Source organism: Mycolicibacter heraklionensis (genome assembly GCF_001021505.1).
Classification (GTDB): domain Bacteria; phylum Actinomycetota; class Actinomycetes; order Mycobacteriales; family Mycobacteriaceae; genus Mycobacterium; species Mycobacterium heraklionense.
Map to the genome: position 1 here is coordinate 1 of NZ_LDPO01000053.1, position 2,431 is coordinate 2,431.

The window sequence follows — 2,431 nt, forward strand, 5'->3', positions numbered from 1 at the left end:
CCCGCCCATCCTCACTGAACTCGGTTGAACGCAGTTGGGAACCAAACCCGTTTGACGAACTACGTAGAGACGAGGACAGGGCAGGCCCCCCAACCCCCTTGACAAAAACCACTTACGAAGGTGTTTGTACGCGACTCGCCGGTCGCAACCGTACAAACACGCACGCTCGCGGTGGGAAGTGCTCGCGCGGTGTGGGGCTAGTTCTGCACTACTTCTGCTCGTAGGTGCCGACGATCACCGCGCGCGCGATCGCGTGCATGAACAGGTTGAAGCCCAGGTAGGCCGGGCTGGCGTCTTCGGCCAGCTCCAGCTTCTCGACGTCGACGGCGTGCACCGCGACGTAGTAGCGGTGCGGCCCGTGACCGGCCGGCGGCGCGGCACCCACGTAGCGGCGCATCCCGGCGTCGTTGACCAGGGTCAGCGCATCCCCGGGCAGCAGGCTGCCGTCCCCGACGCCCTCGGGCAGCTCGGTGCAGGTGGCCGGAAGATTGGCCACCGCCCAGTGCCAGAAGCCCGACGCGGTGGGCGCGTCCGGGTCGTAGACGGTGACCGCGAAGCTGCGGGTCTCCTCGGGAAAGCCCGACCAGCTCAGCTGCGGGCTGGCGTCTTCACCGCCGGCACCCATGATTCCGCTCACCTGGGCTTTGCCCAGCGGCTGACCGTCGGTCAGCGACGTGGAAGTGAGCGTGAACGTCGGCAGCTTGGGCAGCGCGGCGTACGGGTCGGGGGCTGTGGTCATGACGTGGTCCTCTCGTTGTGGTCAACAGTGTGTCAGGAAGTGGTGCAGCACGCGGGTACCGAACTCCAGGGCGTCAACCGGAACCCGTTCGTCGACCCCATGGAACAGTGCGGAGAAATCGAGGTCGGGCGGCAGCCGCAGCGGAGCGAATCCGAAGCAGCGAATACCCAACTTGGCGAACGCCTTTGCGTCCGTTCCTCCGGACAACATGTAGGGAACGGTCCGGGCGTCGGGGTCGCAGGCCAGCAGCGCGGCGTTCATCGCCTCGACCAGGTCGCCGTCGAAGGTCGTCTCGACCGGAGGCTGGATGGCGACCCATTCCCGGGTGACGTCCGGGCCGATCAGCGCATCGACCTCCGCCTCGAACGCGGCCTGGCGCCCGGGCAGCACCCGACAGTCCAACACCGCCTCGGCCGTCGCCGGAATCACGTTGGCCTTGTAGCCGGCCGCCAGCATGGTCGGGGTCGCGGTGTCGCGCAGGGTGGCGTTGACGATGCGGGCCATCGGCCCCAGCTTCTCGATCATCCCTTCCAGGTCTGGCGAGTCGACATCGATCGTAAGCCCGGTCTCGTCGCTGACCGCGGCCAAGAACTGCACTACCGCATCGGTGAGCACCAGCGGGAAGCGGTGCCGGCCCAGTCGCGCCACGGCCTCGGCCAGGATGGTGACGGCGTTGTCGTCGTTGATCATCGACCCGTGCCCGGCCCGGCCGTGGGCCCGCAGCCGCATCCAGCACAGCCCCTTCTCGGCGGTCTCGATCAGGTACAGCCGGCGTTCTCCGCCGTCACGCCGCGGCACGGTCAGCGAGAAACCGCCGACCTCCCCGATCGCCTCAGTGACACCGGCGAACAGGTCCGGACGGTTCTCGACGAGCCACTGCGCGCCGTACTTCCCGCCGGCCTCCTCATCGGCAACGAACGCGAACACCAGATCCCGCGGCGGGGTGATCTTGTTCCGGGCCAGGTGCCTGGCCACCGCGATCATCATCCCAACCATGTCCTTCATGTCGACCGCGCCGCGGCCCCAGACATAGCCGTTCTCGATCGCGCCGGAGAACGGGTGCACGCTCCAGTCAGCAGCCTCGGCGGGCACCACGTCGAGGTGACCGTGAATCAGCAGCGCCCCGCGCGACGGATCGCTGCCCTTGAGGCGGGCGAACACGTTGCCCCGCCCCGGCGCACCGGATTCGAGGTATTCGGTCTCATAGCCCACTTCCTCGAGCTGGGCGGCCACCCAGCGCGCGCAGTCGGCCTCACCTTTGGTGGTGGCCGGCTCTCCGGTGTTGGAGGTGTCGAAGCGGATGAGAGCGCTGACGAGTTCGACCACCTCGCCCACTGCGTCGCCGGCAGGATCGGGGAAATCGGTCACAGCTACCTTTACTACCACTTCGCGCCGCTTCGGATGGCGTCGCGAGGGCTGGGTTTGGGTCCGGCGATCAGCATCCGTTAGCCTTAGCTGCCCGGCCGAGCCGGGTTGGTCCGAGTGGCGGAATGGCAGACGCGCTAGCTTGAGGTGCTAGTGCCCTATTAACGGGCGTGGGGGTTCAAGTCCCCCCTCGGACACAGTGTGATGAGTCGGGTCATGGGTTACACATGAGTCGCGTCATCGGTTACAGATTGCCCCGGCTTTTGCCGGGGTTTTTCTGTTTGTTGGGCCAGTAGTTGCGGTCCGGGTCGATGTGGTGGCTGGCGA

2 protein-coding genes and 1 tRNA gene are annotated in these 2,431 nt (G+C 67.0%); 1 reads left to right on the forward strand and 2 read right to left on the reverse strand.

Annotation, left to right across the window (positions count from 1 at the left end):
* Window positions 1-208: 208 nt before the first annotated feature.
* On the reverse strand, window positions 209-739 hold the full coding sequence (locus ABW16_RS23580; protein ID WP_047321634.1) for a YbhB/YbcL family Raf kinase inhibitor-like protein: 531 nt from the start codon (window positions 737-739) through the stop codon (window positions 209-211).
* A 21-nt stretch (window positions 740-760) separates the two neighbouring features.
* A complete protein-coding gene (locus ABW16_RS23585; protein WP_109519731.1) occupies window positions 761-2,107 on the reverse strand; it encodes a M20/M25/M40 family metallo-hydrolase in 1,347 nt (448 codons plus the stop codon).
* Between the two features lie 108 nt (window positions 2,108-2,215).
* Between ABW16_RS23585 and ABW16_RS23590 the strand changes: the two genes are divergently transcribed.
* Window positions 2,216-2,301, forward strand: a tRNA-Leu gene (locus tag ABW16_RS23590).
* Window positions 2,302-2,431: the final 130 nt, after the last annotated feature.

Excerpts from the sequence above, each read along its gene's own strand:
- ABW16_RS23580 (WP_047321634.1), bottom strand. The coding sequence starts at position 739 with ATGACCACAGCCCCCGACCCGTACGCCGCGCTGCCCAAGCTGCCGACG.